Annotated in this window: 25 protein-coding genes; 12 read left to right on the forward strand and 13 right to left on the reverse strand. The window is 69.0% G+C overall.

Annotated features, from left to right (window positions below):
* Positions 1 to 47: 47 nt before the first annotated feature.
* Entirely contained in the window at positions 48 to 596 is a 549-nt protein-coding gene (locus H2Q94_RS25675; protein WP_243789727.1) for a DUF6226 family protein, read from the reverse strand.
* 660 nt (positions 597 to 1256) lie between these two features.
* Here H2Q94_RS25675 and ahcY point away from each other — a divergent pair.
* Positions 1257 to 2714, forward strand: coding sequence for an adenosylhomocysteinase (gene ahcY, locus H2Q94_RS25680; protein WP_243789728.1), 1458 nt, complete (start codon positions 1257 to 1259; stop codon positions 2712 to 2714).
* A gap of 54 nt (positions 2715 to 2768) precedes the next feature.
* Here the strand turns inward: ahcY and H2Q94_RS25685 are convergent, their stop codons facing one another.
* Entirely contained in the window at positions 2769 to 3926 is a 1158-nt protein-coding gene (locus tag H2Q94_RS25685) for a thermonuclease family protein (RefSeq protein WP_243789729.1), read from the reverse strand.
* 623 nt (positions 3927 to 4549) lie between these two features.
* On the opposite strand from H2Q94_RS25685, the gene H2Q94_RS25690 reads away from it, so the two are divergent.
* The 7 genes from H2Q94_RS25690 to H2Q94_RS25720 all read left to right on the forward strand — a co-directional run bounded on the left by H2Q94_RS25690 (position 4550) and on the right by H2Q94_RS25720 (position 10123).
* A complete protein-coding gene (locus tag H2Q94_RS25690) occupies positions 4550 to 4828 on the forward strand; it encodes an Ada metal-binding domain-containing protein (RefSeq protein WP_243789730.1) in 279 nt (92 codons plus the stop codon).
* Positions 4829 to 5110: 282 nt separating this feature from the next.
* On the forward strand, positions 5111 to 5767 hold the full coding sequence (locus H2Q94_RS25695) for an alpha-ketoglutarate-dependent dioxygenase AlkB family protein (protein WP_243789731.1): 657 nt from the start codon (positions 5111 to 5113) through the stop codon (positions 5765 to 5767).
* 24 nt (positions 5768 to 5791) lie between these two features.
* Positions 5792 to 6403, forward strand: coding sequence for a DNA-3-methyladenine glycosylase I (locus H2Q94_RS25700; protein ID WP_243789732.1), 612 nt, complete (start codon positions 5792 to 5794; stop codon positions 6401 to 6403).
* On the forward strand, positions 6400 to 7263 hold the full coding sequence (locus H2Q94_RS25705; protein WP_243789733.1) for a DNA-3-methyladenine glycosylase family protein: 864 nt from the start codon (positions 6400 to 6402) through the stop codon (positions 7261 to 7263). The genes H2Q94_RS25700 and H2Q94_RS25705 overlap by 4 nt, the downstream gene beginning before the upstream one ends.
* Before the next feature lie 130 nt (positions 7264 to 7393).
* Positions 7394 to 7819, forward strand: a complete 426-nt coding sequence (locus tag H2Q94_RS25710) for a Fur family transcriptional regulator (RefSeq protein ID WP_243789734.1) — start codon at positions 7394 to 7396, stop codon at positions 7817 to 7819.
* A gap of 19 nt (positions 7820 to 7838) precedes the next feature.
* Positions 7839 to 9302, forward strand: coding sequence for a catalase (locus tag H2Q94_RS25715; protein ID WP_258718630.1), 1464 nt, complete (start codon positions 7839 to 7841; stop codon positions 9300 to 9302).
* Between the two features lie 434 nt (positions 9303 to 9736).
* Complete coding sequence (locus H2Q94_RS25720) at positions 9737 to 10123, forward strand: ankyrin repeat domain-containing protein (RefSeq protein ID WP_243789735.1); 387 nt, start codon at positions 9737 to 9739, stop codon at positions 10121 to 10123.
* Between the two features lie 152 nt (positions 10124 to 10275).
* Here H2Q94_RS25720 and H2Q94_RS25725 read toward each other — a convergent pair whose 3' ends face one another.
* The 8 genes from H2Q94_RS25725 to H2Q94_RS25760 all read right to left on the reverse strand — a co-directional run bounded on the left by H2Q94_RS25725 (position 10276) and on the right by H2Q94_RS25760 (position 17680).
* Positions 10276 to 10743: a carboxymuconolactone decarboxylase family protein gene (locus H2Q94_RS25725; protein ID WP_243789736.1), complete on the reverse strand. Its 468-nt coding sequence runs from the start codon at positions 10741 to 10743 to the stop codon at positions 10276 to 10278.
* A gap of 3 nt (positions 10744 to 10746) precedes the next feature.
* Positions 10747 to 11082 (reverse strand): GNAT family N-acetyltransferase, encoded by a 336-nt coding sequence (locus H2Q94_RS25730; protein WP_243789737.1) that lies wholly within the window; start codon positions 11080 to 11082, stop codon positions 10747 to 10749.
* Positions 11083 to 11090: 8 nt separating this feature from the next.
* Positions 11091 to 11690, reverse strand: coding sequence for an FMN reductase (locus H2Q94_RS25735; RefSeq protein WP_243789738.1), 600 nt, complete (start codon positions 11688 to 11690; stop codon positions 11091 to 11093).
* The gene (locus H2Q94_RS25740; RefSeq protein ID WP_243789739.1) at positions 11687 to 12769 is read right to left on the reverse strand and encodes an LLM class flavin-dependent oxidoreductase; all 1083 of its coding nucleotides are present in this window, start codon (positions 12767 to 12769) and stop codon (positions 11687 to 11689) included. The genes H2Q94_RS25735 and H2Q94_RS25740 overlap by 4 nt, the downstream gene beginning before the upstream one ends.
* Before the next feature lie 115 nt (positions 12770 to 12884).
* Positions 12885 to 13889 (reverse strand): pirin family protein, encoded by a 1005-nt coding sequence (locus tag H2Q94_RS25745; RefSeq protein ID WP_243789740.1) that lies wholly within the window; start codon positions 13887 to 13889, stop codon positions 12885 to 12887.
* Entirely contained in the window at positions 13886 to 14395 is a 510-nt protein-coding gene (locus H2Q94_RS25750) for a MarR family winged helix-turn-helix transcriptional regulator (protein ID WP_243789741.1), read from the reverse strand. The genes H2Q94_RS25745 and H2Q94_RS25750 overlap by 4 nt, the downstream gene beginning before the upstream one ends.
* Before the next feature lie 70 nt (positions 14396 to 14465).
* On the reverse strand, positions 14466 to 16910 hold the full coding sequence (locus H2Q94_RS25755) for an FtsX-like permease family protein (RefSeq protein ID WP_243789742.1): 2445 nt from the start codon (positions 16908 to 16910) through the stop codon (positions 14466 to 14468).
* Positions 16907 to 17680, reverse strand: a complete 774-nt coding sequence (locus H2Q94_RS25760; RefSeq protein WP_243789743.1) for an ABC transporter ATP-binding protein — start codon at positions 17678 to 17680, stop codon at positions 16907 to 16909. The genes H2Q94_RS25755 and H2Q94_RS25760 overlap by 4 nt, the downstream gene beginning before the upstream one ends.
* Positions 17681 to 17800: 120 nt before the next feature.
* On the opposite strand from H2Q94_RS25760, the gene H2Q94_RS25765 reads away from it, so the two are divergent.
* The 4 genes from H2Q94_RS25765 to H2Q94_RS25780 all read left to right on the forward strand — a co-directional run bounded on the left by H2Q94_RS25765 (position 17801) and on the right by H2Q94_RS25780 (position 20473).
* Positions 17801 to 18979 carry a sensor histidine kinase gene (locus H2Q94_RS25765; protein ID WP_243789744.1) on the forward strand — a complete coding sequence of 393 codons (1179 nt, stop codon included), beginning with the start codon at positions 17801 to 17803 and terminating at the stop codon, positions 18977 to 18979.
* Positions 18976 to 19623 carry a response regulator gene (locus tag H2Q94_RS25770; RefSeq protein WP_243789745.1) on the forward strand — a complete coding sequence of 216 codons (648 nt, stop codon included), beginning with the start codon at positions 18976 to 18978 and terminating at the stop codon, positions 19621 to 19623. The genes H2Q94_RS25765 and H2Q94_RS25770 overlap by 4 nt, the downstream gene beginning before the upstream one ends.
* Before the next feature lie 113 nt (positions 19624 to 19736).
* Complete coding sequence (locus tag H2Q94_RS25775) at positions 19737 to 20099, forward strand: hypothetical protein (protein WP_243789746.1); 363 nt, start codon at positions 19737 to 19739, stop codon at positions 20097 to 20099.
* Positions 20100 to 20245: 146 nt separating this feature from the next.
* Complete coding sequence (locus tag H2Q94_RS25780) at positions 20246 to 20473, forward strand: hypothetical protein (protein WP_243789747.1); 228 nt, start codon at positions 20246 to 20248, stop codon at positions 20471 to 20473.
* Positions 20474 to 20869: 396 nt separating this feature from the next.
* On the opposite strand, the gene H2Q94_RS25785 is transcribed toward H2Q94_RS25780, so the two are convergent.
* The 3 genes from H2Q94_RS25785 to H2Q94_RS25795 form a co-directional block, all read right to left on the reverse strand.
* A complete protein-coding gene (locus tag H2Q94_RS25785) occupies positions 20870 to 22156 on the reverse strand; it encodes a glycoside hydrolase family 5 protein (protein ID WP_309501080.1) in 1287 nt (428 codons plus the stop codon).
* 134 nt (positions 22157 to 22290) lie between these two features.
* Entirely contained in the window at positions 22291 to 22683 is a 393-nt protein-coding gene (locus H2Q94_RS25790; RefSeq protein WP_243789748.1) for a hypothetical protein, read from the reverse strand.
* 1076 nt (positions 22684 to 23759) lie between these two features.
* Positions 23760 to 24485, reverse strand: coding sequence for a hypothetical protein (locus H2Q94_RS25795; protein WP_243789749.1), 726 nt, complete (start codon positions 24483 to 24485; stop codon positions 23760 to 23762).
* Positions 24486 to 24548: the final 63 nt, after the last annotated feature.

Genomic DNA, 24548 nt, shown 5'->3' on the forward strand with positions numbered 1-24548 from the left:
ACCGGCGGGTCCGGTCAACGGCGGCATTCACCTGACTCGCCCGCTGATCACACTCGTGGTGGCCAGGGCGCCCAGGTGAGCTCGCCGTTCGGGAGTCGGGTGCGGAGTGATTCGAGGCGGTCGCCGTCGACTCGGCCCCGGCTGCGACTCGAACGACCGTCCATCGACCGGGACGTCTCGTACCACCAGCCGTCGTCGTAGATGAGGCGCTCGGTCACGGCTCCGGCCGTGATGGCGGTGAGCCACCAGCGGAGCTCGTCCGCGCACCTCTCGAACGACTCCTCGCAGGCATCGCATCCGCACACCGGAAGGTGACCGTCACTGCCTCCCGCGACCAGCACGCGCAACCCGGGGAAGGCGTCGAAGACGACCGTCACCGACGCCGCGGACGGATCGTCGGGAGTCAACGTCACCGCCCGGGCGGGGTCCGTGCCGTGCGGGTCGGTTTCGGTGGATTCCGTTCGCCGCACGGCGAATCGGCGCTCGTGGTCGGCGAGCAGGTCGTCGGCGAACTCGTGCAGCGGGCGGAAGCGCTCGGCATTGGTGACCCGCCCGTACGCCTCCGTCGGCGGACCGTCCTCTCCCCAGGTGTCCATGTCGGCATGATCTCCGGGCGAGTTGGGCGGCGGCAAACGAATTTCGCCGATCCTGCCGGAACGTTGCACCGCGTTGAACGGGCGCCGAACGGAACTCTCGGCGAACCGCTTCCGCCGATCTGGAACCTTCTTCGAAGGCGATTTTCGATTTCCTTCGATCGAGCCATTACCCCGCGTTGACACGGCTCGAAAGTTCTTGGCATAGTTGGTCTCGCTGTTGAGATTCACGTGCGAGCGCCGATCATCGGCGCGGTCATCGCCGAGAGGCGCTGCGACGGATTCGGTCCGCCACGCTCGACTTTGGCTCACCACGCAAGGGCGCCTCCACAAGGGAGGTGAACTGGAACTTCGCCCTCGGCACGTCTCCGGCTCCGACACGGCATGATTCCGCGTCCTCGATGGCGATCGCGGACGCCGACGAGCCGTCCCCTGCCGTGAAAGCCGTTCATCGAACTGGCTCAGCACCGTTCCAGAGCGGCCGCACCGAATAACTACCGGCGATTCTTCGGGCTGCGCGAATTCGATCGCGCTGCCGCGATACTGGGCGCCCCGGCAAGGCGATCCACTTCCGGCGATGAAACACGTCCACATCTCAGCGAATGCCCATTCGACTTCTTTCAGGCGCTGTTCCCGGAACCGATCTCAACACGAGAGGAAACCATGAACGACAAGTTCCGCACCCTCGACGGCATCGACTTCGCCGTCGCCGACCTGTCCCTGGCCGCCTCCGGGCGCACCCAGCTGCGGCTCGCCGAGCACGAGATGCCGGGGATCATGGCGGTGCGCAGGGATTTCGCGGGCGCGAAACCGCTGCGCGGGGCGCGCATCGCCGGGTCGCTGCACATGACCGTGCAGACCGCGGTGCTCATCGAAACCCTCGTCGAGCTCGGCGCGGAAGTGCGCTGGGTGTCGTGCAACATCTTCTCCACCCAGGACGAGGCGGCCGCCGCGGTCGTCGTCGGCGCCGGCACCCCCGAGGCCCCCACGGGCAGTTCGGTGTTCGCGTGGAAAGGCGAAACCCCCGCCGAGTACTGGTGGTGCACCGACCAGCTGTTCCGGTTCAGCGGCGGTCGCGGCCCGACGATGCTGCTCGACGACGGCGGGGACGCGACGTTGCTCGTGCACAAGGGAGTCGAGTTCGAACGCGCCGGCGCGGTGCCGCGGCCCGTGGCCGGAGATCCGGAGGACCACCGCCTCCTGCTCGCCACGCTGGCCGCGAGCATCGAGCGGGATCCTCGGCGGTTCACAGCCATGGCCGAGCAGATCCGAGGCGTCTCCGAGGAGACCACCAACGGCGTCAAACGCCTGTACAAGCTCGCCGCCGACGGTGAGCTGCTGTTCCCGGCGATCAACGTCAACGACTCGGTGACGAAGTCCAAGTTCGACAACAAGTACGGCATCCGCCACTCGCTGCCCGACGGCATCAACCGGGCGACCGACACGATGCTCGGCGGCAAAACCGCCGTCGTCTGCGGGTACGGCGACGTCGGCAAAGGCGCCGCGGAAGCGTTGCGCGGCCAAGGTTCCCGCGTCGTGGTCACCGAGATCGACCCGATCTGCGCGCTGCAGGCGGCGATGGACGGATTCCAGGTCGCGGCGCTGGATTCGGTGGTCTCCACCGCCGACGTGTTCATCACGACCACCGGCGGCTTCGGCATCATCACGGCTTGGCACCTGGCGGCGATGAAGCACAACGCGGTGGTGGGCAACGTCGGGCACTTCGACGACGAGATCGACATGGCCGGACTGGCCGCGACTCCCGGGATCCGCAAGCAGGAGATCAAACCGCAGGTCCACGAGTGGACCTTTCCCGACGGGCACGCGGTCATCGTGCTCTCCGAAGGGCGCCTGCTGAACCTGGGCAACGCGACCGGCCACCCCAGCTTCGTCATGTCGAGCTCGTTCACCAACCAGGTGCTGGCGCAGATCGAGCTGTTCACCAAGCCCGGTGAGTACGGGAAATCGGTGCACCTGCTGCCGAAACACCTCGACGAGAAGGTGGCGCGACTGCACCTGGACGCGCTCGGAGTGGAGCTGACCGAGCTCACCAAGCAGCAGGCCGAATACCTCGGAGTGGACGTCGCGGGGCCGTACAAACTGGACCACTACCGGTACTGAACGGGCCGGGGTTCGTGCGCGCCGAGTCGGTGCGCACGAACCCCGCTGTGATGGCTAGCTTTCGCAGGCGGTGCCGTCGCCGTCTCGGTCGAGGTGGGAGCCGTATCCGGGCTCACCTCGATGCAGCGGGGCGGCTCCGGCGCTCTTGGCCGCCGTGCAGTTCTCGTAGTAGGCGCTGTTGCTGTCGTCGGACGAGTCCGATTCGGATTCCGAAGTCTCCGGGCTCGATTCCGGGCTCGGGTTCGGCTGCGGGTCGGGTTGCGGCTTCGGGCGCGGTTTCGGGCTCGGATCTCCCGATTCCGGCGCACCGAAGTACGGGCACCCGGCCCAAACGCCGACGTTCCGGGACTGCGCCTGGTACTGCTCGGCCGAGATCTCGGCCCAGCGCGTGGTGTTCGGGGAGTCGGCCCGGGACTTGGCGAACCCGTCCGCCACCATCGACTTGTTCGTGAACACGCCGGATTCGTTCCAGACGTGCAGCAAGAATCGGCCGTCCGAGTCCTGCAGCTGCCGGTCCTGCCGAACCCACACCTCGCTCCCCACCGGAGCCAACTCCCGCAGGTGATCCGCGGCTTCCCGGTGAGAGCACTGGCCGGGATCGGTGGCTTCGATGTTCAGCAAGCGCACGCGGACCGTGGCGGTGCTCGGGAAGATCGTTCCGGTTGCGGGCGGGGACAGCTGGATCTCGTCGCCGTCGTCGACCGACACGACCACGGCCTGCTGCGCGTCACTCGGTGCGCCCGCCGGGGCGACCGGTGACGGCTGGGGCGGAATCGACGCGGGCGCAGCCGGCACCGGTGTCGCGGGCGCGGCGGCGGCTTGCCGCGAGTTGTCCTCCGGCGCGTCCGTCGTGGTGAACGGGGCGAACACGAACGAGAGGGCCATCAGCGCGACCCCTGCCCCGGCTCGCGCCAAGGAACCGCGAACCGCGACGTTGTCCCGCCTTCCCACCCGCCGCGCCCCGAAGACGACGCCCCAGCTCAGCACGCCGACACCCGTCAGGAACGCCAAGCCGATCAACGCCTCGGCCAGCGGAGGCCCAGGATCGACGGTGAGTGCGAGGGCGAACAGCGTGTAGCCGATCCCGAAGCGAACCCAGAAGCGCCGCGTCACGGCCGGATCTCCCTGGCCGCGGTGGAAAAACCCGTACCAGGCACCCCAGAGCATCAGCCCCAGGCCTCCGCACCCCAGGAAGGGGACCAAATCCTGCACTGCTGCTCCAGTTCACGCGGCGTGGGACGCCCGAGCGGGCGCCGAAACAGGACGCACCGTACTGGACTGATCACTTGGGGTGTTCATCGGTTTCGGCGAACGGAGCATCACCGTTGGGACACCTGGCCGCGCCGGTTCCTGAGGGCGCTCTGCCGACCGCACGCGGCGGCTGCACACCCCCTGGTCACAGCCTCCACCCCCCTCCGGCGGTGAGCAGGCGTCAGCGACCACCTCACGTTCCACCCGAGCCGAACGTCTGCTGAGAGGCGCCCGCCGCTCGATCGAGCACCTGGGATGGAGTGAACGGACCGTTCGTCCGATCTAGTTGGACGAACGGTCCGCTCACTCACTCCCCCACGGGGGCCAGGCTCGGCTGGGGTGAGCGACGGCTCCGCTCGGCCACCGAGAGCCTGGGGTGGAGTGAACGGACTGTTCGTCCAACAAGGCTGGACGAACAGTCCGTTCACTCGGGGAACCCGAGCGGCACCGCCCGGCGAGCACCCGGGGCGCTCGGCGGCCATGCCCGATCGGGAGTGGGTGAACGGACCGTTCGTCCCATCCCGTTGGACGAACGGTCCGTTCACTCCCACCCACCTCTGGCGCGGGGCGGGTGGGAGCCGGCTGTGCGACAGGGGAGGGCGAGGGTTGGTGAGCAGGATGTACACGCTGCTGGATGTGCGCGGGGAGCCGTACTCGAGCGCGGTGCCGGGGCGGTCGGCGGGCATCGGCGGGGTCGGATCTACGGGCGACTGGACTGCCGGGCCGCGCTGCGCGCGATCGCCCGTGGCGGTTACGTGACGCAGCGGGTGTTCTTCGCCGACGAAGCCACGGCCCGCGCGGCCGGATACCGCCCGTGCGCAGTGTGCCTGCCCGAGCAGCACCGGCGGAGCGGGATCCAGTGAACGGACCGTTTGCCCAGTCTTGTTGGACGAACGGTCCGTTCACTCACTTCCCGATCGGGCGCCCGGTGCAGGCGGAGAGTCAGCTTGATCGTCGAGAGCCGGTTTGGGTGAACGGACCGTTTGCCCAGTCCTGTTAGACGAACGGTCCGTTCACTCACTCCCAGACCGGGGAGTGGGCGCGTTCGACGGGGCGCAGGGGTACAGCGGGCTTCCGGCGGGGGAGCGCCGACACGCGGGGCCACCGCTGTTCCGCCGTGCACCGCGAGGAGGAGGATCGGCCCGGTGAGCTCCCCTCTGTTCCACCTGCCGCCGCGGACCGTCGCGCCCGGCGCGGTGCACGTGCCGGGGTGGCTGGGTGTCGGGCGGCAGCGGGAGCTGGTGGAGGCCTGCCGTGGCTGGGCTCGCGGCCCGGTGCCGATGCGGGCGGCGGCGCTGCCCAGCGGTCACCGGATGTCGGTGCGGACGGTGTGCCTGGGCTGGCACTGGTACCCGTACGCCTACAGCCGCACCGCCGACGACGTGGACGGCGCCCCGGTGGCGCCGTTGCCGGAGTGGCTCGGTGAGCTGGGCCGTGCGGCGCTGGCCGCCGCCTACGACCGGGAGGACGCGACCGGCTACCGCCCGGACACCGCGCTGATCAATTTCTATGATGAGCACGCGAAGATGGGCATGCACCAGGACAAGGACGAACGTTCCGGGGAGCCGGTGGTGTCGCTGAGCATCGGCGACACCTGCACGTTCCGCTTCGGCAATCCGGAGTCGCGCGGGCGGCCTTACACCGATGTGGAGTTGAGTTCGGGCGACCTGTTCGTCTTCGGCGGCCCGTCACGGCTGGCCTATCACGGCGTTCCGTCGGTCCGCCCCGGCACGGCGAACCCGGACACCGGCTTGAGCACCGGACGCATCAACATCACCCTGCGGGTCACCGGACTGGCCTGAACTCGACGAGCGCGGAGAACGAACGTGAGCCCCATCGAATCCGACAACGGCGTGGTCATCGGCGAGGACGGCCTGGCCCGCCCGCCGTGGGCGGCGCGGGATCCCCTGCTGCGGGAGTACTACGACACCGAGTGGGGCATGCCGGTGCGCGGCGAGCAGCCGCTGTTCGAGCGGATCTCCTTGGAGGGTTTCCAAGCCGGATTGTCGTGGGCGACGATCCTGCGCAAGCGCCCCGCTTTCCGGGAGGCGTTCCGCCACTTCGACCCGGACGCGGTGGCCGCCTTCACCGAGGACGACGTGACCCGGCTGCTCGCGGACACGGGAATCGTGCGCAACCAGGCCAAGATCCGCGCCACCATCGCCAACGCCCGCGCCACGATCGAGCTGCGCGAGCAGGACGGCCTCGACGCATTCGTGTGGTCGTTCCAGCCGAACACGACCCCGGAGCCGCGCACGCTCGCCGAAGTACCGACCACTTCGCCGGAGTCGGTGGCGTTGTCGAAGGCGTTGCGCCGCAGGGGTTTTCGCTTCGTCGGGCCGACGACGATGTTCGCGTTGATGGAGGCCGCGGGCATCGTCGACACACACCTCGTCGACAGCCATCGCCGCGGCTCGTCCGGGGTTTGGCAGGCGTGACGGGAACGGTGCGGCTCGACACGGCAGGCCCGTTCGCGGTCCATTCCGCGATGGCTTCGCTCGCCGCGCACGCGGTGCCGGGTGCCGAGCGGGTCGATCGGGACGCGCGGACCGTCACCCGGCTGCTGAAACTGCCCGGCGGTCCGACCGAGGTCACCGCGACGCTCGCCGACGATCACGTGGAGCTCGCCGCCGACTTCGCCACCGCCGACGATGTGGCGGTGGCGGCGCGGGTCACGCGGCACCGGTTGGATCTGGACGCCGACGTGGAACGGATCGACGCCGTCCTCGCCGCCGACTCGTCGCTGCGCCCTCTGGTCCACGCCAGGCCGGGCCTGCGGGTGATCGGCCACGTGGACGGGTTCGAGGCTGCGATCAGCACCGTGCTCGGCCAGCAGGTCAGCTTGGCCGCCGCCCGCACCTTCACGGGCAGGCTGATCGCCGCTTACGGCACGCCGCATCCCTGCGGACTCACGGAGTTCCCCGGTCCGGGGGTTCTCGCGGGCGTCGCGGGCGAGGAACTCCGCGCCGCCGTGGGCATCACCCGGGCGCGCACGCGCACGCTGCACGCGTTGGCCGAAGCCTTCGCCGATGGCCTCGTGCTGCACCCGGGCGGCGACACCGAGCGGCAGCGCCGCGAGCTGCTGGCGCTGCCCGGAATCGGGCCGTGGACGGTGGAGTACCTCGCGCTGCGCGCCTTCGGGGACCGTGATGCGTGCCCGGCGGGAGACCTGGTGCTGCGTCGCGCTCTCGGCGCGGACACCGCCGCCGAGGCCCACGCCCGTGCGCACGCGTGGTCGCCCTATCGGGCGTACGGCGTGTTCCACCTGTGGACCGAGACCGCCTACCTGAACCGGTGAGCACGTGGCGCATCCGCCCAACTGAACTGCGAAAACGATTCCCGCCCTGCGGTCCGGCACCGCGAAGGGCATCCGACACGCCACCGCCCCTAAACTTGACTAATTCCAGAAACGCTGCTTGGCTCGTGTCATGTCGGCCATCGATGCCACCGCACTCCTGCGGGCAGCCGAGCTTCGGGTGACTCGTCCGCGGGTCGCGGTGCTGTCGATGGTCGCCGACAACCCCCACTCGGACACCGACACCATCGCGACGGCCGTCCGCCGCGACCTGGGATCGGTGTCGACCCAGGCGGTGTACGACGTGCTGCGCGCGCTGACCGAAGCGGGCCTGGTCCGTCGCATCGAACCGGCGGGCTCGCCCGCCCGGTTCGAAACCCGTGTGGGCGATGACCACCACCACTTGGTGTGCCGCGCCTGTGGCGCCATCACCGACGTCAGCAGTGCGGTCGGCGAGGCACCCTGCCTCGCCGTCCAGGACTCGCGAGGTTTCGACCTCGACGAGACCGAGGTGATCTTCTGGGGAAGTTGCCCGGATTGCCTCGCACGCGGCGAATGATCCCGAACAGGAGCACGTTTTGCCCGAGAACAACCAGAAGCCGTTGACGACCGCGGCCGGCGCACCGGTCCCGGACAACCAGAACTCGATGACCGCGGGCGCGCGCGGACCGATGCTGCTGCAGGACCTGTGGTTCCTGGAGAAGCTGGCCCACTTCGACCGCGAAGTCATCCCCGAGCGCCGGATGCACGCCAAGGGATCGGGCGCGTTCGGCACCTTCACGGTGACCGGCGACATCACCCGCTACACCTCGGCGAGCATCTTCTCCGAGATCGGCAAGAAGACCGAGATGTTCGCCCGCTTCTCCACCGTCGCCGGTGAGCGCGGCGCGGCCGACGCCGAGCGCGACATCCGCGGCTTCGCGCTGAAGTTCTACACCGACCAGGGCAACTGGGACCTCGTCGGCAACAACACCCCGGTGTTCTTCTTCCGCGACCCGCTGAAGTTCCCCGACCTGAACCACGCGGTGAAGCGCGACCCGCGCACCAACATGCGCGACCCGGAGAACAACTGGGACTTCTGGACCAACCTCCCCGAGGCGCTGCACCAGGTCACGATCATCATGTCGGAGCGCGGCATCCCCGCCTCCTACCGGCACATGCACGGCTTCGGCTCGCACACCTACAGCCTGATCAACGCCGACGGCGAGCGGTTCTGGGTGAAGTTCCACCACCGCACCCAGCAGGGCATCAAGAACCTCACCGACGCCGAGGCCGAAGCACTCGTCGGCAAGGACCGCGAGTCCCACCAGCGCGACCTGTTCGACTCGATCGAGAACGGCGACTTCCCGAAGTGGAAGCTGTACGTGCAGATCATGCCGGAGGCCGACGCCGACGACTACCGCTTCCACCCCTTCGACCTCACCAAGGTGTGGTCGAAGAAGGACTACCCGCTGATCGAGGTCGGCGAGTGGGAGCTCAACCGCAACCCGGAGAACTACCACGCCGACGTGGAGCAGGCCGCGTTCGCGCCGAGCAACCTGGTGCCGGGCATCAGCTACTCGCCCGACAAGATGCTGCAGGGACGGCTGTTCTCCTACGGTGACGCGCAGCGCTACCGCCTCGGCGTCAACCACCACCAGATCCCGGTCAACGCGCCGAAGATCCCGGTGAACTCCTACCACCGCGACGGCGCGATGCGCGTCGACGGCAACCAGGGCGCCACCCCCGGCATCGAGCCGAACTCCTACGGCCGCTGGCAGGAGCAGCCCTCCTACCGCGAGCCGCAGCAGGCCGTGGGCGGCGTCGCCGACCGGTTCAACTACCGCGAGGACGACGCGAACTACTTCGAGCAGCCCGGCAACCTGTTCCGGAACATGTCGCCCGAGCAGCAGCAGGTGCTGTTCGCGAACACCGCGCGAGCCATCGACGGAGCCTCCCAGGCCACCATCGAGCGCCACATCCACAACTGCACTCAGGCCGACCCCGCTTACGGCGAGGGCGTCCGCAAGGCAATCAAGGCTTTGGCGGACGGCGAGCTCTGATTCCGTTCTGGTACTCGGCCTCGTTTTGCTTTGGGGGTCGGGTGGCGGAACCTCAGTTGGTCTCTCGCTGCGGGATCTTTTTCCCGAGTGGCTCCGCCACGAGGGAAAAAGCTGTCCTCGCGAGAGACCAACTGAGAACCCGCCGGTGAGCGGCTTAGTGACGTGGGCTATGCGCTTCGCGCATACAGGCACGGCCTTCGGCCGCAAGGCACGGCCTTCGGCCGCAAGGCACGGCTTGCTTCGCTGCCGCACGGCACGGCTACGCCGCAAGGCACGGCCTTCGGCCGCAAGGCACGGCTTGCTTCGCTGCCGTACGGCACGGCTACGCCGCAAGGCGCGGCCTTTGGCCGCGAGGTGGAGGGCTGGGGTTCCCCGGTGTGGTGCGCGATCCAGCGCGCCGTGCCGGGGAATTTCCTTTCGGATCGGGAGAGGGCATGAGCAACGGGGAACTCACTCCGGAGCAGGTCGAGCGTGTCGTGGCGATCGCGATGGATCTGGCCAGGGAAGGCGACACCGAGCAGCTGATCGAGTTCGTCGGGCACGGGCTGCCCGTCAACGTGACCGACTCGGACGCGAACACGCTGCTGATGCTCGCCGCGTACCACGGTCACGCGGCGACGGTCCGCGCGCTGCTCGACCACGGCGCCGATCCTGACCTGCGCAACGCGCGCGACCAGTCCCCCATCGCGGGTGCGCTGTTCAAGGGCGCCGACGACGTGGTGGCGGTGCTGCTCGCGGCGGGTGCGGACCTGGACGCAGGCGTTCCGACGGCCCGCGACGCCGCGAAGATGTTCGGCCGGGAACACCTCCTGGCGGGCTGACCGGAGAAGTGGCTCCACTTCCTCCGACGTCACCCTGCTACGCGGCGGAGAGCAACATGAGCTCCTGCCGGATCACCACGTTCTCCCGCTCGGCGGGCTCCTGCGCCGGTTGATGAGACGACCGGAATCGGTCCGGCCGCCTCGCCTCCGCTTCACTCCGCGACGCTGCGGCGCCGGACCGGGTGCTGGGACAGGATGGACACGCGGTTGAACGCGTTGATGGTGATGGCCGCCCAGATCACCAGGGACACCTCTTCGTCGGTGAGGGCTTCCCGTGCTCGCGCGTAGGCGGCGTCGTCGGGGTGCCGACCGGCGACCAGCGTGACCGCTTCGGTCAGCTCCAGGGCCGCGCGCTCGCGCGGACCGAACAGGTCGGTGTCCCGCCAGCCGGGCAGCACGCCCAGCCGCTGAATCGTCTCACCCGCTTCGAGGGCGCGGCGGGTGTGCAGGTCCAGGCAGAACGCACACCCGTTGAGCTGCGAGGCGCGGATGTTGACCAGCTCCAGCAGCACCCGCTCCACGCCGATCTCGCGAGCTTGAGCGGTGACCTCCGCCGCGGTCGCGTTCAGCGCCTTGAACACCGTCGGAGTCCGCTTGTCGAGGAAAACCCGATCGGACATCGTTCACCCCGTCCGTTCGCGTACCGCGGCGAGCTCGTCCGGCGTGGCCTTGTCCACGAGCTCGTCGACCTCGTGGTGGCTCTTGAGGTACTTCACCACGAACGGGCACACCGGCACGATGCGCAGACCCGCATCAGCGGTCTCGGCCAATGCGCGGCCGACGAGCGTGCCGGCGAGCCCGCGACCGCCGAAGTCCGCACCGATCTCGGTGTGGAAGAAGATGCGTTTCCCGTTGCGGTCGAGGTATTCGGCGAATCCCGCCTGCGTGCCGTCAACGGTGATCTCGTAGCGGTCCCGGTCGGTCGACCGGGCGACCGCCACCTCGGATTCGTCAGACATGGCTTCCTTCAGCGCGTCGCGGTTTCTCGGATGAGTTGTTCGAACGGAACCGGGTCGGTGAACGGATCCGCCTTCGTCGCCGCCGGTTGACCTCGCACGACTGCGGCGAGTTCACCCGCGGCGCGGGTGATGCGCCGGTTGAGTTCGGTGTCGCCGCCCCAGTCACCGCTGGCGGCGTAGACGGCGGTGGGCACCACGCGTGCCCGCAGGTAGGCCAGCAGTGGCCGCAGCGCGTGCTCGAGGACCAGCGAATGCCGCTCCGTGCCACCGGTCGCGGCGAGCAGCACCGGTTTGTCCTGCACCGAATCCGGATCGACGATGTCCATGAAGGACTTGAACAAGCCGCTGTAGGACGCGGTGAACGTGGGACTTACCAGGATGAGTCCTGCCGCGGTGCCGAGCCGGTCGAGCACCTCCTGCAGGTGCGGGTTGGCGAACCCGGTGAGCAGGTTGTCGGTGATGTCGTGGGCGTAGTCGCGGAGTTCGACCACCTCGATCGTGGTGTCGTCGCCCAGCTCGTCGCCGGTGGCCGTGGCCAGCCGGTCGGCCAGCATCCGGGTGCTCGACGGCTGCGACAACCCGGCGGAGATGACGAGAACGTGCGTCATGCCGTTGCCTCCTTCTGCCGAACCAGGGACTCGTGGGTGGGCGCGTCGGGCACGTGCTCCGGCTTCCGCGCCTCGAATTCCTTGCGCAGCACCGGGATGACCTCTTCGCCGAGCAGGTCGAGCTGTTCGAGCACTGTCTTGAGCGGCAGGCCCGCGTGGTCGATCAGGAAGAGCTGGCGCTGGTAATCGCCGACGTACTCCCGGAAACCGAGCGTCCTGTCGATGACCTGCTGCGGACTGCCGACCGTCAGCGGGGTCTGGGCCATGAAGTCCTCCAGCGACGGACCACCGCCGTAGACCGGCGCGTCGTTGAAGTACGGGCGGAATTCCTTGACCGCGTCCTGGGAGTTGCGGCGGATGAACGTCTGCCCTCCCAGTCCGACGATGGCCTGGTCGGCCTTGCCGTGACCGTAGTGCTCGAACCGATTCCGGTACAGCTCGACCATGCGCCGGGTGTGCTCGGCGGGCCAGAAGATGTGGTTGTGGAAGAAGCCGTCGCCGTAGTAGGCGGCCTGCTCGGCGATCTCCGGGCTGCGGATCGAGCCGTGCCAGACGAACGGCGCCACCCCGTCCAGCGGCCGCGGGGTGGAGGTGAAGCCCTGCAGCGGCGTGCGGAACCTGCCCTCCCAGTCCACGACGTCCTCGCGCCACAACCGGTGCAGCAGGCGGTAGTTCTCGATCGCCAGCGGGATCCCTTGACGGATGTCATGGCCGAACCACGGGTACACCGGCCCCTGGTTACCGCGTCCCAGCACCAGATCCACCCGGCCGTCGGCGAGGTGCTGCAGCATCGCGTAATCCTCGGCGATCTTGACCGGGTCGTTGGTGGTGATCAGCGTCGTCGACGTGGACAGGATCAGCCGCTCGGTCTGCGCCGCGATGTAACCGAGCATCGTCGTCGGCGAGGACGGCACGAACGGCGGGTTGTGGTGCTCACCGGTGGCGAACACGTCCATGCCCACTTCTTCGGCCTTGCGCGCGATGGCCACCGTCGCCTTGATCCGCTCACCTTCGGTGGGCGTGCGACCGGTCGTCGGGTCGGGCGTGACGTCCCCGACGGTGAAAACCCCGAACTGCATCCTGACCACCCCTGACGTATTGCTTCAGATTTGAACTACCACCGGCAACGAAGGCCCCCTGGCACCTATTCCCGACAGTTCGAGGAAGGTGGCGCACCGCACAGCAGCGCACTGGTCAGGGTCGCGAGTGGTAGCGCCCCTTGGCCTTCAGCCGCGCGTTGGGCAGCGTCGGCGCGGGCAACGTGAGCCCGTCGTAGCCGTGCACCGGGCCGAATCGGCGGTCGGTGAGATCGCTGTCGCGCTCACGTTCCCAGGCGGCGCGGGCGTCGACGATGTCCTCGTGGCTGCGGCCGACGAAGTTCCACCACATCACCAGGTCCTCGGTGAACGGCTCCCCGCCCAGCAACAGCGCCCGGCTCGCCACCTCCGCGTTCAGCCCCACCTCGCCGCGGCCGCGACCGAGGTACAGCATCGCTCCCACCGGAATGGCGACGCCCTCGACGGTCAGTCCGGGCGACAAGGCGAGGATCGCGTGCTCGAACTCCGGCTCCAGCACGACATCCAGCCGCCCGCCCGCGGAGATCTCCAGGCTCGCGCCGACCAGCGGCGTGTACGTCGTGGCCGGCGAGATCGCACCGTCGACCTCCCCGGCCAGGACGGTGATGGCGCCTTCCCGGAGTTCGTGCCTCGGCAGCGACGAGTGGAATTCGAACGCCGGTGAGATCTGCCGAGACCGCTCTGGAAGGGCCACCCACAGCTGCGCCCCGTACAGGCGCGAGGAGTGATCCGGCGGGGACTGCTCGGAATGCGCGATGCCGTGCCCGGAGGTCATCAGCGAAAGATCCCCGGGACGCACGAGCCTGCGGCTGCCCACGCTGTCCTGGTGCCGGACCTCGCCCTCGACCAGCCAGGTCACCGTCTGCAGCCCGATGTGCGGATGCGGCGGAACCTGCATCCCCGGCTGCCCGGCGATATCGCTCGGGCCGTACGAGTCGGCGAAGCACCAGGCCCCGACCATCCGCCTGCCGCGGTTGGGCAGTGCGCGCCGCACCCGCATCGCCCGCGGCCCGCCCAGCGGCACGTCGCGCGGATGCAGCAGCTCGACGTCGGGCTCGGCGGCGACGGCGGTGTCCGCCGAGCACACCGTCTGCTCGGCCGGATCGTTCTCGATGTTGCTCATCGGTCGCTCCTGTCCGGTTCCACGGCGGCACCGGATTCGGCGTCCGCCTGCCCTGGTGCGGCGTGCAGGCGGTCTTGCAGACGAGTGAACACGCGAGCGAGCACGTGCAGCTCTTCCTCGTCCAGATCATCGGTGAACAACCGCTGCACGGTGTCGATGTGAGGGGGGTCCGCCGCGCGCAGCGCTTCGAGCCCGGTCGCGGTCAGCACCGCGTGATGAACGCGCCTGTCCTCCGGCGACACCTGCCGCAGCACCCAGCCGCGCCGCTCCATCACCTTGATCTGATAGGTCAAGCGGCTCGGCGAGAACACCATGCGCGTGGCCAGTTCCCCCATCCGCAGCCGGTGCGCCGGGCTCTCCGACAGGATGAGCAGGACGTTGTAGTCCATCAGGCTCATCCCGGCGGACGCTCGCAGGTCCTCGTCGAGCCGCGTCTCCAGCAGCAAGCTCGCCTCGATGTACGGGCGCCACGCTCTCCGCTGCAACGAATCTCGCCAAGCCATCATGCTGACGAGCATATCCAACATTTCAAAAGTTGAAATGCTTCCGGGCCGGCGACCACCACCGCCCGGACCGTCAGTCCTGGCGGGTCGCGATGGCCGGAGGTGTTCTGCTGGCACGCCACGACGGCAGGAGGCCGGCCGCTCCGGCGACCACCACGAGTCCGGCGCAGGCCGCCAGCAGCGCCGGGACCGGTATCGCCAGCGGCGCCTCCGGAACCAGCGCGGTGATCAGCAGCGTGCCCAGCGCGATCCCGTGCGGCACCCCGAAGACGACACCGAGCAGCCCGTACAGAGCGGACTCACCGACCCGGACGCCCAGCAGCCCGCTGCGGGACAGGCCCACCGCGCGGAGCATGCCGCTCTCCCGGCCGCGCTCGACGACCGACAGGCTCGCGGTGGTGCCGACGCCGACCAGGGCGACGAACACGGTCAGCGCGATCAGCGCCAACGCGCTGCCGGTGAGCTGCCCGACCAGGTCGGACTGCTTCGCGCGGAAGTCGTCGAGCACGCTGACCTCCAGCTCCGGCCCGGTGCTCCCGTGCGCGGCGACCGCGGACTGCGCCGCCGCCAGGTCCCCGCGGGCGGCGTCGAGCACGACGCCGGTCGGAGCCGGGGCGACGCCGAGGGCGTCGAGGTCGGACGGGTGCGCCAGCACCAGCGAGCCGCCGAGGCTCGACCCGACGACCACCGCCGCGACCCGCACCTCCCGGTCGCCGAGCCGGGCGGAATCGCCCGCGGCGAGCCGGGTCTTGCTCGCTAAGGCGTCCGACACGACGATCGTGCCGGGTCCCGCGTCCTGCAGGGACCCGTCGGCGGCGGTGCTCCCGGCCGAGCCGGACAGCCGGGTGATCGGCAGGTCCGACACCTCCAAGGTCGTCGGCCCGCTCGGCACCTCCAGCCGCAGCCGAGGCGCGCGGAACGGGACGACCGAGCGCAACGCGGGATCGGCCGCCAACGTCGCGGGCAGGTCGGCGGGCAGCACCTCCCCTTCCGGTGCGCGCACCTCGATGTCGGCGGGGTACTGCGCGGCCGAGCTCGCCTCGCTGTAATCGCGCAAGGTGCCTCCGGCGGTGAGCGCCGCGATGAGCAGCGTCGCGGCCAACGCCACCACCGAGGACACCGACGCCGCGCGACGCGGCATCCCGCCCGCGCTGCGCACCGCCAACGTCGCGACCGGGCCGAACCGCCGCAGCAACCGGTGCGCACCGGCGAGCACCGAACGTGCCAGCGCCGGCGCGAACGCCAGATATCCGCAGAAGCACGCGGCGACGGCCAGCACGCCGTACAGCATGAGATCTTCGGTGCTCCCGGCCGGGCGGTAGCGCGACAGCAGCCCACTGGACACGGCGAACACCACCAGCAGCACCGCCGCGACCAGCAGCGCGGCACCCAGCGCGGTCCGGAGCGCGGTCCTGGCCGCGCGCTCGCTCGCCCGCGTCGTCGACCGCAGCGCTTCCAGCGGGGACACCCGTGCCGCGTCCCGGGCCGGGGCCAGCACGGCGAGCACCACCGCGAGCACGACGCCCACCACCACCGAACCCAGCACCAACGGCGAGGGGGTCACCGCCGAGACCGGCGCGACCAGCGGCACGAGCAGCCCGGCTCCGACGGCCAGCAGCGTCCCGGCACCTCCCGCGAGCAGGCCGGTGAGCGCGCCCTCGGCGACCAGCGCCCGGCGCAGCCCGCCCCTCGTGGCGCCCAACGCGCGCAGCATCGCGAGGTGCCGGGTGCGCTGCGCGAACACGATCCGGAAGGCGGACACCGCGACCATGGTCGACGCGAGCGACGCCACCAGCACGAACGCGCCGAGCACCGCCGAGACCTTGTCGACCGTTTCCATGCTTTCGCTCAACTCGGCCTGTCGCGCGTTCTCTGCGGACTGCACGGCCAACGTCGTGGGCTGGGCGCTGCGCTGGATCGTGGGCAGGTCGCCGGTGAGATCAACGCGGGCCAGCTCCGCACCGGTGCGGGCGAGCACTTCCCGGTCCGGGGCGTAGAGCGCGAGCCCGTCCGCGGACGGGGAGTCCACCAGCGCGGTCACGGTGAGCGGCTGCGGTGGGCCACCATCCGGGTCCGCGAACTCGACCTCGTCGCCGACGCGCAGGTCGAGCCGTTCGGCGGCGCGGGCGGACGCCGCCACTTCCCCCGGTGAACGCGGATACGCGCCCTCGTCCACCTGGACCCGGCTCAGCGGCCCCGCTCCGGGATCGGCGGTGAGGTCGACCTCCACGGCTCCGACCAGGCCCGATCCGCTCACCCGGCCGGTCGATCCGGTCACGCCCGCCAGTCCCTCAGCCCGATCCAGCTCGGCGGGCCCGAACCCGGACGGGGAGCGCACGACCGCCGACGCCGCCTCCGGGATCGACGTCAGATCATCGGTGATCGTGCGCAGCGCGATGTCCCGGCCGAGCAGCGTGGCGGTGATGAAGAAGGCGGCCACGGCGATCGTGACGCCGCACAGCAGCAGTCGCACCGGAGCGCGCCGGACGGTGCGCAGGTGCGGGACGACGGCGCTCATCGGATCTCCCCCAGCAGCCGCATGGCCTCCGCGATCCGCGCGGGGTCCGGCTTGGCGAGCGTGTCGACGAGCCGCCCGTCCGCGACCAGCACGACACCGTCGGCGTACGAAGCCGCCACCGGGTCGTGGGTGACCATCACGACGGTCTGCCCGAGTTCGCGCACCGACGTCCGCAGCAGGTCCAGGATCTCGCCGCTCGACCGCGTGTCCAGGTTCCCGGTGGGTTCGTCGGCGAAGATCACCTCAGGCCGGGTGAGCAGCGCCCGGCCCAACGCCACCCGTTGCTGCTGCCCGCCGGACATCTCCGCGGGACGGTGCCCCAACCGGCCCGACAGCCCCAGCCGTTCGGCGAGCTCGCGGACCGCGCCGCGTTCCGGCCTGCGCCCGGCGAGCTGCACCGGCAGCACGATGTTCTCCTCCGCGGTGAGCTCGGGAAGCAGGTTGTACTGCTGGAAGACGAACCCGATCCGTTCCCGCCGGATTCGGGTGAGCTCGTCGTCGCCCAACGTGGCCAGGTCGACGCCACCGATCAGCGCGCTCCCGCCGGTCGGGGTGTCCAGGCCCGCCGCGCACTGCAGCAACGTCGACTTCCCGGAGCCCGACGGCCCCATCACCGCGGTGAAGCTCCTGGCGGGGAACCGGACGGACAGCCCGTCCAGCGCGCGGACCTCCGCAGGGCCGGTGCCGTAGGTCTTGACGAGGTCGACCGCTTCGACGGCGTAGGACGCGCCGGGACGCGCGGCGTCGGCGGGTCGGCTGTGTTGGTTCATGTCCCGGACCCTGCCGAGTCGCGGGTGCGGTCCACCTCCGTCCGCCGACCGGTTCGCCTGCGGAGAACTCTGCCTTTCGGCTGATCCCGGCGGCTGACCCCGCTTGTCTAGGGTCGGCGCATGGTGTTCCCCGGCAAGCCCGCATGGCAGTCGTTGCTCTGGCTGTTCGGCATCCTCGTGACGACGCCCGTGACGATGCTGCTGGAGTACGTGATCTTCGAGGGCTTCGACGGCACGCGGTGGCCGCCGGCCGTGATGTTCACCGGCGGGTCGGTGGCCGCGGTGGTCCTGCTGATCGCGCCGCGGCTCGGACCTCGTGCGCTGCCCGCGGCCGCCATCGGCGCCGCCGTGATCTCGGCGGCCGTGTACTACCCCGCTTACGACGCCGAGGGCTGGAAGGAACGCCCCGACCTCGGGTTGCTGCTGCTCACGCCGACCGCGGCGCTGCTGATCCTGCTCGGGCTCGTGGTGTGGCGGGCGGAGAAGCGCTGGGCGATCGCCACCGGGATGGTCGTGTCCGCGGTCGTCGTGGCCCAGCCCGCGATCGGGCGCGGCCGCTTGACCGAGGTGGTGATCGGATTCCTCCTGGTGTGCTGCGTGACGCTGTCCTGCACGATCGGCCTGGCCGCCCGGCTGGCCCGCCGGGCGCGGCAGCGCCAGATCGAGCACGAACGGCTGATCCAGCGCACCGACTTCGCCCGCGACCTGCACGACTTCGTCGGCCACCACGTGACGGGAATGGTGGTGCAGGCGCGCGGCGCGCAGGCGATCGCGAAGCGGTCGCCGCAGCAGGCGCTGGACGCGCTGGACAGCATCGCCGAGGCCGGTGCCGAGGCGATGGAATCGCTGCACCGCATGGTCGGGCTGCTGCGCGCCGACGACGGCGGGACCACCGCGCCGCCGATCACCATCGACGAGATCTCCACCATGGTCGAGCGGTTCAACCGCGGGCCGGGACCGGAGGCGCGGCTCCGGTTGCCCGACTCCACCGACGGCATCCCCGCCGACGTCGGCACCACCGCGCACCGGGTCGCCCTGGAAGGGCTCACGAACGTCCGCAAGCACGGCCGGAACGTGACGACGGTGCGGATCGACGTGGAACGCGCCGAATCCGAGCTGGTGGTGCGCGTCGGCGACGACGGCGAGGTTGGCAAGATCTCCGGCAGCGGATTCGGTCTGCGAGGCCTGCGCGACCGCGTCGCCGAAGTCGGCGGCGAGTTCGAGGACGGGCCCGCCCGGACGGGCGGCTGGGTCCTCGCAGCCCGCATGCCGCTGCCATCGAACGGAGGTACCGCGTGACCATCAAAGTGCTCATCGCCGACGACCAGGCGATGATCCGCACCGGATTCGAAATGATCTTGGGTGCCGAGGACGACATGGAGGTGGTCGGCACGGCGTCCGACGGCGTGGAAGCGCTGGAGATGGTCGCGCTGCACCGGCCGGACGTGGTGCTGATGGACATCCGGATGCCCCGGCTGGACGGTCTGGACGCCTTGCAGCGGATCAACGCCACGGGCGCGGTCGCCCCGCCGAAGGTCGTGGTCGTCACCACCTTCGAGGACGACGAGTACGTGCACCGCGCGCTCAACGGCGGCGCCAGCGGCTTCCTGCTCAAGACCGCCAGCTCCGCGTTGCTGCTCGAAGGCGTGCGCGCGGCGGCCTCGGGTGAAGCGCTGGTCAGCCCCGCGATCACGGTGAAGCTGCTGCGCAACCACTCCCCCGCCGAACCCCGCGCGAACCGGCCGAACCCGCTGTCGGCGCGCGAGGGGGAGGTCGCCCAGCTGGTCGCCACGGGCGCCACCAACGCCGAGATCTCCGAGCAGCTGTTCCTGTCCCTCGGCACCGTCAAGACCCACCTGTCGAGCATCCAGTCCAAATTGGACCTCCGGAATCGGGTGGAGATCGCCGCGTGGGTCTGGCAGTCGCAAGGGGTAGGCCGATAGTCATAGGGATTCCCGCGCGAACCGGTCGTCCGACCGATCCGCGACCGAGCGGGTGGCCAATAGCGTTCGGTCTCGGAAGATCGAACGCCGTTGCGCGAAGGAGCTCAATCCCCATGAAGCGTGCACTCGTGTTGGCCGTGCCGGCACTCGCCCTCGTCGGCCTCACCGCGTGCGGCGGTCCGCCGGAGCAGACCGCCTACGAGGTGACGCTGGAGGTCGCGGGTCCCGCCGGGGCGACCGGCACCATCCAGAAGTCCACTTCGGACTCGCAGAACCAGCCTCCGGTGCAGTTCAGCGTCCCGCACAAGGACACGTGGGTTCCGATGGGCGGCCCGGCGAAGATCGTCGTCACGCCGGACTCTCCTGATTCGGCCCTCACCTGCAAGGTGCTGGTCGAAGGCGAGGAGCGGGTGACCGAGGCCGGGCAGCCCGGCCGGGCGGTCACCTGCGCGCTGACCATCGACGGCCCGGCCTGAGGCTCCGGCCTGCCACTCGCGGGCCGGTCCACGCACGGTCCCGTGCCGGCATCGCCCTCGGCTTCGATCGACCAACAGTGAACATCCATTTCCCGGAAACGGCCATCCACGGCCGCTTCGTGATACCCGTTCGGAAAGGAACTCCCATGAGCATCCGCAAAACCATCACGGCTCTGGCACTGTGCGCGGCGGGACTGTCCGTCGCAGGCGCGGGCACCGCGCTCGCCGAAGAAGTAGTGGGCGAATACCCCACCGCCCAAGCCTGCTCGGACAAACTCGAAGAGCTCGCCGAGCACGGCGACCCCGGCCCGCTGATGTGCGTTCCCGTGAACGCCGACGACCAGGACGGCCCGAACAACCTCGTCCGCGACTGACGCCCCGACACCGGTTCCCCCGTTGCCTTCGACGGAGGAACCGGTGCTTCCGGCAGCCCGCGTCTTCCGTGCAGGGAAACCTCCCCCGAGACCAGAACACCGGTCAGACGATCGGGCCGAGCGAATGGATCGCCGTGGTCAGGGCCGCCCTGGCGACCGTGCAGTCCGGCATCGACCGCTGGATCGACACGTTCGCCACGAACCCGAGACCAAAACAGACTCGCATCTCGATGGGACTGCGCACCGGCGGGCGGCCCGGCCGCACCGACACGGCCTACGGCACTACGGTCCGAACAACACCTTCGCGCAAACCTCGGGCATCACGCCCGGCTGACCGCCGGCGCACCGGCTACCGCCGATTCGGCGTTCGGACGGCTCCTCAACGCCCCCCGTTGATCAGCCGCCTGTCAAGCGGTGCCAAGCCGCCGCGCGCCAGTCGTCATCGTCGAGGGACTGCCGGTTGCCGTCCGCGTCCCAGTTCATCAGGCCCCAGCCATTGCCCTCGCCGTTCTCGTGCCAGCCGACCAGCGGCCAATAGGCGAAGTCCGTGTCGTTGTCGACGAGGAAGTCCACGAAGTTCTCGAACCACGCGCGCTCCTTCGGATCTTCCTCGCCGCGTCCCGCGCCGAACTCGCTGATCCACAGCGGCGCGGTGTACGGCTGACCTTCCTCGGTCACGAAGAACGCCTGTCTGCGGAGCACCTCGTAGAGCTCCTCGCGGCTGAAGTCCCGGTAGCGCGGGTCGGTCGTCTCCCCCGTTCCGGTCGCGCCGCTGTGGTTGGGGCCGGTGTATCCATAGAAGTGCGCCGAGTAAACGAGCTTCCCGGGCTCGGCCAGCTCGTGCGACAACTCGCGCACCGGTTCCAGCGTCGGCCGCTCGTGCGGGAACCCGTCGACCGGGATGCCGGTCCAGTTGATGCCTTCGATGATGATCAGCAGGTTCGGGTTGGCCTCGTTGAGGATGCGGTCACCGGCGCGCTGCGACGCGGCGAACCAGTCGTGCTCGTCCCCGAGACCCCAGTTCGGGTCGTCGAGGACGTCGCGGCGCACCTCGTTGTAGAGGTCCGCGCCGACGACACGCGTGTTGTCCTCGTAGCGACCGGCCATGAAAAGCCAGTCCTCTTCCCATTCCTGGTCGCTCTGGGCGCTGTTCCAGCGTTCGTTGCCGTCGGTTCCGCAGCACCAGCGCGAAGTGTTGGTGTGGTTGTTGAGGATCACGGCGAGGCCGCTGTCGGTGAGGGCCTGCACGGCCGCGTCGTAGATCTCCAGCCGCGTCTTGCCGCGCAGCTCCGGATTCGCGGCGACCGCCTCGTCGGGCAGGACCGCCTCGTCGTCGATCATGTCGTTGGCGAACGGCAGCCGGACGCTGTTGAGCCCGAGTTCCTGGAAGCTCCCGATGATGTCGTCCATCGAGGCCCGGTCCAGGCCGAGCGGAATGCCGTGGCTGTTCTCGCCTTCGTGGTGGTTGGCCGGATCTTCGATGTCACCGGAGCCGTTCCACGTGCCGCTGGCCCCGTGCCAGTTGCCGGACTTCAGCTTGAACCGGTCGCCGTCGGCGTCGACGATGTCGCGCCCCTCGGTGTGCAACGGCCCGGTCCAGGAGACTTCTTCTTGCACCGCCGCCGACGGTGCCGGGGCCAGCAACGACGCGGCGAGCACAGTAGCGAGCACATTGGCGATCACGTGTCGGCTCCCTGCGGGGTCGGCGATCCGCGGATCGGCGGCGGAACCCCATCCTCGCAGCGATCACCGCGACGAAGTGATCTGTGAAATCCACGCTTTTCCCGGCCCGCCGACGCCGAAACTCATCGGCTCGATCAGCCGTCGGCTCGCCACCCGATGGGCAGCGAGACCGCGTGATACCCGGGAGAGCCGGTCCTCCGGTGCTCCTCGACGGCACGCAGCTCGGCGGCCTCCCGGCCCGCGTAGACGGCGATGCCGATGGGATCGTCCGGTCCCCCGTCGACGTCCCCACCACCCAGCAACACCACATGGATGATCTCGCCGTCCACCAGCGCAGCGGTCTTCTCCGCGGACCCGGCGAGCGGATGCTCTTCCCACGAGACGTACCGACCACGCGCGGAGCTCCGCTCCTTGATCCGCTCGGCCTCGTCCACCCCGGCGCACACTGCGATCAACGGCTCCACGCCGGAATCCACACCGCGCGGGCTGGTGCGCTCGTAGACCAGGCGCACGACCGGCTCAGGCATCGCTGGTCTCACCACCGTGATCGCTCACACCTCGACAAGCCGTTCCACGACCAGGCGGGGAACTCCCCGCCGCAAAATCCGACGAGAAGCGGCCCCCGCATCGTGGAGGCTCGCCCCCACGATGAAAACGCAAAGAGGCCCCCGCTCTCCGCGAGCACGAGCCTTCTTACGTGGAGGTCGGGAGCTTACTCGAACACCGAACCGCTGATCAGTGAGCAGACCGGGAACCCTCCCCAACGGAACAAACCCACACACCCCAGCCACCGCACCGTGGGGGCCTACGGGGGCTCGGCCCCCGTACGAACAAAAAGGAGCCGGGAAGACGCAACAGCGTCAACCAGACTCCTCCGAATAGAGGTTGAGGGAGCTTACTCGAACACCGAACCGCTGATCAGTGAGCAGACCGGGAACCCTCCCCAACGGAACAAACCCACACACCCCAGCCACCGCACCGTGGGGGCCTACGGGGGCTCGGCCCCCGTACGAACAAAAAGGAGCCGGGAAGACGCAACAGCGTCAACCAGACTCCTCCGAGTGGAGCTGAGGGGATTCGAACCCCTGACCCCTTGACTGCCAGGCATTTCGGGTTGTCGATCGACGTGGACAGCCCACCGCAATGACCTGCATCCACTGTCCGGAACGGTCCACATGAGTCCACACACGACAGCACCGGTTGTCACCCAGTTAGTCACCCATCGGATCTCACGGGCAGTGCTTACGCCTGCGCCAACGGACGCTGCCTCAGGGAGGTTAGTACCGCACGGGGGCCAGAGACGCGCGCTTTCAAGGTCAGCGACCCGACGTTCGTACTGTACGGGGCTGGCCGTAGCTGCTGGTGAGCGCAGCTTTCGGCATTTGCCGAACCCTGGCGAACGGACGCGAATGAGACGAGAACTGCGACGGGGTTAGAAGCAGCGTTAAGGGCCGCGGCGGGCCGGCCGAATGGGGTGCAGTCGACCAGCCCGCATCGGACCGGGAGATCTTCCCCATCGTCCCGACCCGACTTCCAAGCACACTAGAATGCGTGTTCGAAAGATCGCCAGCCTGGTCGCGCTGCTGGCCGTAACGAGTGGCAATCAGCGGAGAAGGCCCCCTCGGGCGTACCCCAGGAGTCGAAGTTTTCCGTCAAGTTGCCTGCGCCAGCGATTGCCTTCGCAGTCATCGAAATGCACCGCCCCGGTATCTAGGATTCGGAACCACTCTTCCTGAATACTGGATTTGATTTTCACTTTCGCCTCGGCTATTGTTGATCGCACACCCCCGTCCGCAATTGCTGCTTCGTACCATTCAGCCGCGTCTAGGCCTGCCGCCTCATCCGGAAGTGAAGCGCGCAGCTCGCTTGCCAGTTTAATAGATCTCGGAAAAGCATCCTTGACTTTCACTGAATTCGACCCGTGGTCTTCATTCGTCGGCATTATTCGAACGATTCGATGGACGATCGAAAGTCGCCTAGTTTGATCCTTGTACACCAGTGCAACATTGTAGACTGGTAGATCGCTGGCGTTAATGTACCGCAGTACGTCCCACGCTAAGTACGCTGTTCCAACTAGCATTTCTCCGGGAATGTGTTTGAGCCCAGGATCATCCTCTAGCCATGCGGTGAATTTTGACGATTGCTGGCGGAGCTCCTGGCTTCGCGCCAGAGAGAGTTGGGCTGCCTGCTTTCGGTATGCACGATAGGCGAAGAACGCGACGATGCTCGAGACAAGCACCGAGAGAAGTGAAGCGCTTGCGCTGACAACCGGAGGCTTGAAATGCTCAATTATCGCGAAAAACTTACCAACTAGATCACTAAACGGCACAGCGTAATCGTAGTCTGTTGATCTACGTTGGTGTCGGTTTTGTGGAGGCTTGCTCCGCAGTCT

Source organism: Saccharopolyspora gloriosae (assembly GCF_022828475.1).
GTDB lineage: Bacteria > Actinomycetota > Actinomycetes > Mycobacteriales > Pseudonocardiaceae > Saccharopolyspora_C > Saccharopolyspora_C gloriosae_A.